A 6,468-nucleotide genomic window follows, 5' to 3' on the forward strand; every position below is an offset into this window, starting at 1 on the left:
GCCTCGACCTGCGCACGGCCCGCGCGGTTCACGGCGCCCGGCTCTCCGAGCTGGACCTCGAGCTCGCCGTGCCGCGCGGCAGCGCGTCCGTGCTGGAGGCCCTCGAACGGTGGCGCAGCGCGACCGATCGGCTCCCGTCCCTCGGCCGGCCCGACGACGAGCAGCTCGCCCAGCTCACCGAGCAGCTGCGTGCCGTGCGCGGCCACCTGCGCGGTGAGAACGACCCCGCGCAGGTGCGGGAGCTGCACGACCACGCCTCGCGCCTCGAACGGCAGATCCGCGACCGGGACTGGGCCCTGAGCCGCAGCGGCGGGGCGAGTCGTGCTGCCCCGCTACGCGTCCGCGAGGCTCGCGAGCACCTCGGGCGGGTCGACCGCGACCTCGTGTGGTTCTTCCGGCACCGCGGCCGCATCGGTGCGGTCGGCATCGTGGGCGGGCGGGCGACGATGCGGGACCTCATGGCAGCCGATCGTGCCCCCGAGCTCGCCCAGCGCGTACGCGTCGACCTCCGTGCTGCTGCCACGCACCACCTCGGCCCGCTGGCGGGAGCCGTCTGGTCCTCGCTGCGGGCGAGTGCGGCCGAGCTCGACGACGCCCTGCTGCGACCGTGGCGTTCCGACAGCGGTGTCGTCGTCGTGACCTGTCCCGAGGTCTCCGCCCTCCCGTGGGCCCTGCTCCCCTCGATGGTCGGGCGCCCGTTCACCGTCGCGCTGTCGCTGACGTCCTTCGCCCGGCGGGCTGCATCGCGGGAGGACGCATCTGGCGCCTCGGGGGTGCACGTCAGCGTCGGGCCGTCGGTGCCGCGCGCCTCGAGCGAGGGCCGCGCGATCGTGGGCACGTGGGGCGAACGCGGCCGCCTCGCCGAACCCTCGCGGCGGGACGAGCTCGTCGGTGCCCTGACGCGGCCGGGCGTCGTCCACGTCGCAGCCCACGGCACGCACCAGGTCGAGTCACCGCTCTTCTCGTCGCTCGTGCTGCACGACGGACCGGTCTTCGCCCACGAGCTGCAGCCGACCGGCGTGCGGGCCGACCACGTGGTGCTCTCGGCGTGCGACGTCGGCCTGACGTCGGCTCGCCCTGGTCACGAGTCCCTCGGTCTGGCCCTGTCGCTGCTCTCGCTCGGGGCCCGATCGGTCGTCGCGGCGGTCTCGCCCGTGCCCGACGACGTCGCTGCCACGGCGATGACGCGCCACCACGAGCTGCTGGCGGCAGGACTGCCGAGCGACGAGGCGCTCGCGCGCGCCGTCGCGGAAACGGATGACGTGGCCGCAGCCTTCCTCAACCTCGGCGGCCAGCACCGCCCCTGACGCGCCGTCGAGAACTGGGCACTCGATGGGTAGCTCAGCTCGAGTGCTCATTATCCGACGTGGGGAACTGGGCACTCGATGGGTAGCTCAGCTCGAGTGCTCATCTTCCGACGTGGGGAACTGGGCACTCGATGGGTACCTCAGCTCGAGTGCTCATCTTCCGACGTGGGGAACTGGGCACTCGATGGGGAGGTGGGGGGTCAGGCGGCTTGGCGGCGGAGGGTCTTGATCTCCTGGCGCTTGCGCAGGGCCATGGCGAGGGCGATCTTGCGCGCGTCGATCGAGATCTCCCGCAGCATCCCGGAGATGGGGTTGGTGTAGCCGGTGAACCACAGCCCCTTGGCGCCCCGCGGCGTGCGTCCACCGCGCTCGACGGGCCGGCCCTTGTCGTCGAGCACGCCGAGGTGGCCGATGAGCGGTTCGAGCCCCTGGGCGTAGCCGGTCGCAAGGACGACGAGGTCGGGCTGCAGGCGCGTGCCGTCCGCGAGCACGACGCTGTCGTCGTCGAACTCGCGCAGCGCGCCGACGGGCTGGACCGCCCCGGACCGGATCGCGTCGATGATGCCGACGTCCTGCACCGGGATGGCGTTGTCGCGCTCGACGCGGGTCAGCAGGCCGGTGTCCGGACGCGGCAGCCCCTGCGTCGACAGGTCCGGGGTCTGGATGCGCTCCACGACCGGCGCGACCCGGTCGACGAGGGCGGTGGGCAGGTGGCGCACGGCGATGCCGGTGTACTGCGCGGCATACGGCCCGGTGTTGCGGCGCAGGATGTGCGGGACGGTGCGGACGGCCAGACGAACGCGCGCCGCACCGTGCTCGACGAGGTCGACGGCGAGCTCGGTGCCGGTGTTGCCCGTGCCCACGACCAGGACGTCCTTGCCGGCGTGGCCCGACCCGTTGCGGTAGGCACGGGCCATCACGACGTCACCGGAATACCCTTGCAGTCCGGGCACATCCGGCTCGCGGGGGGTGTGGTTGAACCCGGTCGCGACGACGGCATACGGGGCGGTGAGCGTCGTCCCGTCCGCGAGCGTGAGGGTCCACGAGTCGCCATCCGCCGACCGGTCGATGCGGCGCACCTCGGTGCCGAGGCGGACGTCGAGTCGGTGGTGGGCGGCATACAGCTCGAGGTAGCGCACGACGTCGTCACGTGAGACCCAGCGGCCCATCTCCCTGGGGATCGGGAACCCCGGCAGCCCGGAGAGCTCGCGCGGGGTGTGCAGGTGCAGGCGGTCGTAGTGTCCGCGCCACGACGTACCGACGCCGTTGCTCCGTTCGAGGACGACGCCGTGCAACCYGCGGGCCCCGAGGGCGGCGGCCGTGGCCAGTCCGCCCGGGCCGGCACCGATGATGTATGCGTCGACCGAGACGTTGCGCTGGATCACCGGGCCAACGTAGCGCCCACATCGACGGTTATCACCGAACGGGCGCCGATCTCGGGCGGTGAGCAGCATGCTGGAGGCGTGACCCCTTCGTCGGTCCCCACCCCGCACCAGGAAGGGTCGGGAGCCGCGCCGAAAATGTTCACGCGCGAACGGATCGGTGAGGGCGGCGCGGCGCGCGTCGCCACCCTGGTCGCGCTCCTCGACGCCCAGGAGCAGGAGCCGGCGGTCCACCGCCTGCGCGACTGGGCCTTCGAGGCGCTCGCGCCGCACCCGGGGGAGTCCGTCGTCGACGTCGGCGCCGGCACCGGCACCGAGCTGCGGCGCCTCGCCGAGGCGGTGGCCCCCGATGGCCGTGCCGTGGGCATCGAGCCCAACCCGGGCCTGCGGGAGGAGGCCTCGCGCCGGGCGGCCCTGACCGGATCGGCAGCGACGCTCATGGACGGGGACGCCGCGGACCTGCCCTTCGCCGACGGCGCCGTCCACGTGCTGCGGTGCGAACGCGTCTTCCAGCACCTCTCCGACCCGCAGGCCGCAGCCCATGAGTTCGGGCGCGTCCTCGCACCCGGTGGACGGGTGGCCGTGCTGGACAGCGACTGGGGCACCGCCATCAGCCACCCCGGCGACCCCGAGCTCGTCCGCCGCTTCGCCGAGGCGAACTGGCGACGCATGGCCAACCCGTTCGCGGCCCGGCACCTGCCGAACCAGCTCCGCGTCGCAGGGCTGATCGTCGACCACGACATCGGCTCGGCAGCGCTCGTCATGCCGCCAGGCGCCCTGCTCGGCAGCGGGTTGCTCCACCGCAACGCCGACGCCGCGGTGCAGGAGGGGGCGCTGACCCGCGAGGAGGCAGACCGTTTCCTCGCCGACGCGATGGCCGCCGCCCGCGCCGGGACGGCGTTCTTCTCCGTGACGATGTACGGCGTCGTCGGGCGCAAGGCCGACTGACCGCCGCTGTCGCCTCAGGGGCGGCGGACCCGTTCGTCGGCGCCGACGTGCTCCGCCAGCCAAGCCGTCAGCGGCCGCACCGAGCGCCAGGTGTTGCGGACCTCGGCCAGCGCCCGCTTCGTGCCGAGCCACGCGGGCGCGCCGAAGTCGTGCATGACCATGAGCTCCTTGTGACGCAGCGTCTCGATGCGCGGGTGGTCGGCGGCATACCCCCTCGGTGTCGTCTTGACCTGCTCGCCGAGCACGTCGAAACGCTTGCCGCGCAAGGCTGCCAGGATGGACTCGAGCTCGAGGCCGCTCGACGGCGCGTCGACGGCGGCGCGGAAGCGGGCGGTCTGGTCGGAGCTCGCCGCACGGAAGCCGCCACCGGCCCGCAGGCCGTCCGCACTCACCTGGACGTAGTAGCCGAGGACCGTGCCGGACCCGACGAGCGCACCCTGGTGCGTCTTGTAGGGCGACTTGTCGGCGCTGAAGCGCACGTCGCGGTTCGGCCGGAAGAGCTTGGCCTCGCCGAACTCCTCCTCGAGGCCGTCGAGGAGGGCGAGCATCGGCTCACGGACGTCGCGCTCGTAGACGTCCTTGTGGGCGAGCCACCAGTCCCGGGAGTTGCGGTCCTCGAGCTCGGCGTAGAAGGACAGGGCGCCGGCCGGGAAGCCGGAGAAGGACGCTGGCGTGCTCATGTGGCAACTCTGGCACCGACGGCGGGTGGTCGGGCACGCCACGTCCCTCCGGCGGCTACTGGCTGACGCGCACCGTGAGGCAGCCGGGACGCACCGTGGCACTGACCTCGCTCGCCTCGCCGATGACGTCGCCGTCGATCTGGACAGGGACCGGACGGTCGGCGCGCACCCGGACCTCCTTGCACGCCTTGTGGTCAAGGGTCGGGTGACCCTTGCGCTGGCGGGTGGCGACGCGGGTCGCGACGGGCACCCAGCCGACGACGCCACGCGGTGACGCGATGACGGCGTCGAGCTGTCCGTCGTCGACGCGCGCGTTGGGCATGAGCACGAGGCCGCCGAGGAGGCGCCCGCAGTTGCCGATGACAACCATGCGGGCGCGGCGGCGGAACTCGAGCTCGTCGTCGACCTTGACGGAGATGCGGAACTCGGGCGACACGAGGTGCTTGAGCCCGGAGACCATGTAGGCCGGCCAACCGACCTTGGCCTTGAGGTTCTCGTTGGTGCCGGCCATGATCTGCGCGTCCATCCCGATGCCGGCCATGACGAGGAAGTAGTGGGTCTCGGGGTCGCCCGACTCGTCGGGGGCGTCGTCCATCGGCGCCGCGCCGATGACGAGCTCGCCGACATCGATGCGGCGGTTGCGGCCCGTCAGGGCGACCGTGACGGCCGTCTCGAGCCCGACCGGCAGGTCGAGGTTGCGGGCCAGCAGGTTGCCGGTTCCCGCGGGCAGGATGCCGAGGGCCGTCTCCGTGCCGACGAGCGCGCCGGCGACGTTGCGCACCGTCCCGTCTCCGCCGAGCGTGCAGACGATGTCGGCGCCGTCCCGGACCGCCTGCGCGGCCTGCCCGTGGCCCGGGTCCTCGACGGTCGTCTCGTAGAAGAGCGGCTCGCCCCAACCGTTCGCGAGGCACGCGGCAGTGATGCGCGCACGCACGGCGGCCATGTCGGTGAACTTCGTCGGGTTGATGACGACGCCGGCGCGCTTGAGCGGCGACGGCGGCTCGTCGCCGTTGCGGAAGTGGTCCCGGTGAGGACGCGGGCGGCGCCGCCGCGTGGCGGTCACCTCGGGCGCGACACGCGTCAGGACCAGCCCTCCGACGACCAGCACCAGCACGACGAGGCCGGCGATGATCCACGGCAGGTAGTCCTTGAGCACGAAGACATACGGTATCCCGAGCGTGAACGAGTCCTGAACAGACGTCGGAAACGCCCGCGGCTCGCCCTACTCTGAGYGCATGAGCATGCCGATCACCGACCCCGGGCCCTCGACGCCCGACGGCGCGGACTGGACGTGGGTCCTGACCCGGCCGTGCCCCGACTGCGGGTTCGACGCCACGGCCGCCGATCCCGCCGACGTCCCCGCGATCCTCCGCGACGCCGGGACGAGGTATGCCGCGGCGCTGCGTCGCGAGGACGTGCGCACCCGCCCGGCCGAGGGGGTGTGGTCGCCGCTCGAGTACGTCTGCCACGTGCGCGACGTCTGCGACGTCATGCGCGGGAGGCTCGAGCAGATCCTCGCCGGCGGCGGCTCCCTCGTGCGGTTCGCCGACTGGGACCAGGACGAGACGGCCRTCGACCAGCAGTACTGGCGCTCGGACCCCGACGACGTGGCAGGCGAGGTCACGGCGGCGTTCGAGCGGGCGGCGACGGCATACGCCCTCCCGGCGGGTACGCAGTGGGAGTGGCCGGCCCTGCGCAGCAACGGCTCGACGTTCACGGCCCGCACGCTCTCGCTCTACTTCGTCCACGACATCCGCCACCACCTCTGGGACGTGATCGCATGACCCTGCCCATCGACGTCGCCCTCCGGCTGCCCGAGCCGCGCACGCCCGACCCGCACGATGCGCCGGCCATCCGCTGGGGGATCCTGGCGCCGGGAGGCATCGCGCACGCCTTCGCAGACGCCGTCGCGGTCGGCACCGCCTCCTCGGTCGTCGCCGTCGGCTCGCGCAGCCGTGAGCGCGCCCAGGACTTCGCCGACGAGTTCGCGATCCCACGGGCCCACGGCTCCTACGAGGAGCTCGTCGCCGACACGGAGGTCGACGCCGTCTACGTCGCGTCGCCGCACTCCGAGCACCGCGACCACGCCCTGCTCGCCCTCGAGGCCGGCAAGCCGGTCCTCGTCGAGAAGGCCTTCACGCGCAGCGCCGC

General features: G+C 73.1%; 7 protein-coding genes. 4 read left to right on the forward strand and 3 right to left on the reverse strand.

What is annotated here, in order from left to right; genetic code table 11:
• The coding region (locus AC1DP0_RS16055) for a CHAT domain-containing protein (RefSeq protein WP_478086011.1) at positions 1-1,307 on the forward strand (1,307 nt) is incomplete at its 5' end.
• A gap of 200 nt (positions 1,308-1,507) precedes the next feature.
• On the opposite strand, the gene AC1DP0_RS16060 is transcribed toward AC1DP0_RS16055, so the two are convergent.
• Entirely contained in the window at positions 1,508-2,692 is a 1,185-nt protein-coding gene (locus AC1DP0_RS16060) for a flavin-containing monooxygenase (RefSeq protein ID WP_478086015.1), read from the reverse strand.
• 78 nt (positions 2,693-2,770) lie between these two features.
• Here AC1DP0_RS16060 and AC1DP0_RS16065 point away from each other — a divergent pair, with 78 nt between their 5' ends.
• Positions 2,771-3,637, forward strand: coding sequence for a methyltransferase domain-containing protein (locus AC1DP0_RS16065; protein WP_478086019.1), 867 nt, complete (start codon positions 2,771-2,773; stop codon positions 3,635-3,637).
• A gap of 14 nt (positions 3,638-3,651) precedes the next feature.
• On the opposite strand, the gene AC1DP0_RS16070 is transcribed toward AC1DP0_RS16065, so the two are convergent.
• Entirely contained in the window at positions 3,652-4,317 is a 666-nt protein-coding gene (locus tag AC1DP0_RS16070; protein WP_478086023.1) for a DUF2461 domain-containing protein, read from the reverse strand.
• A gap of 55 nt (positions 4,318-4,372) precedes the next feature.
• Positions 4,373-5,473: a diacylglycerol/lipid kinase family protein gene (locus AC1DP0_RS16075; RefSeq protein WP_478086026.1), complete on the reverse strand. Its 1,101-nt coding sequence runs from the start codon at positions 5,471-5,473 to the stop codon at positions 4,373-4,375.
• A 79-nt stretch (positions 5,474-5,552) separates the two neighbouring features.
• On the opposite strand from AC1DP0_RS16075, the gene AC1DP0_RS16080 reads away from it, so the two are divergent.
• Positions 5,553-6,101, forward strand: coding sequence for a DinB family protein (locus AC1DP0_RS16080; RefSeq protein WP_478086028.1), 549 nt, complete (start codon positions 5,553-5,555; stop codon positions 6,099-6,101).
• Positions 6,098-6,468, forward strand: a 371-nt coding sequence (locus AC1DP0_RS16085) for a Gfo/Idh/MocA family protein (RefSeq protein ID WP_478086030.1), incomplete at its 3' end; no start/stop codon positions are given. The genes AC1DP0_RS16080 and AC1DP0_RS16085, both read left to right, overlap by 4 nt.

The sequence above is a fragment of the Terrabacter sp. P5_B1 genome (assembly GCF_056400505.1).

Excerpts from the sequence above, each read along its gene's own strand:
- AC1DP0_RS16070 (WP_478086023.1), bottom strand. The coding sequence starts at position 4,317 with ATGAGCACGCCAGCGTCCTTCTCCGGCTTCCCGGCCGGCGCCCTGTCC.